Raw genomic sequence first — 484 nt, forward strand, 5'->3', positions numbered from 1 at the left:
CAGGAAACGAGTCGAACACAAAATATGTGAACGACCGAAAAACCTGTGGGAGCGGGCTTGCCCGCGATGGCGTCAGATTTACTGCCACTGAAAATTGGCGATGCCGAGAAAATACTGGCTCAGCGTGACGGCACATCCAATTCAACGTCACCGACATTATTAAATCGTCTATGAATTCGAGTCCCCAAGCCAGCGGCAGATTGATTCTGCTCGAGCGCTTTCTGCAACATCACACGCGCGTGCTCTTCAATCGAACGATTATTAATATCTGCCGCTAACTGCAGTTCTTCATAGAGCTGAAGGTCAAGATTGCTGATAGTCAAACTCGCCACAATGTACTCCAGCGATACAGCCATCGAAGCAGTGAGACTACCACTCGGTTTACGAATCTTCGTTTTCAGGTTGTAACGCCATTTGATCGAGCCTTTGTAGGAGCTGCCGCAGGCTGCGATCTTTTGATCTTGTTTTTAAAATCAAAGTCAAA

1 protein-coding gene is annotated in these 484 nt (G+C 47.3%); it reads right to left on the reverse strand.

The genetic code is table 11. The features are described from left to right. Positions 1-119: 119 nt before the first annotated feature. Positions 120-332, reverse strand: coding sequence for a FitA-like ribbon-helix-helix domain-containing protein (locus ACTJKS_RS28045; RefSeq protein ID WP_041066888.1), 213 nt, complete (start codon positions 330-332; stop codon positions 120-122). Between the last annotated feature and the right edge of the window lie 152 nt (positions 333-484).

The organism is Pseudomonas sp. 22189, from assembly GCF_052045635.1.
Classification (GTDB): domain Bacteria; phylum Pseudomonadota; class Gammaproteobacteria; order Pseudomonadales; family Pseudomonadaceae; genus Aquipseudomonas; species Aquipseudomonas parakoreensis.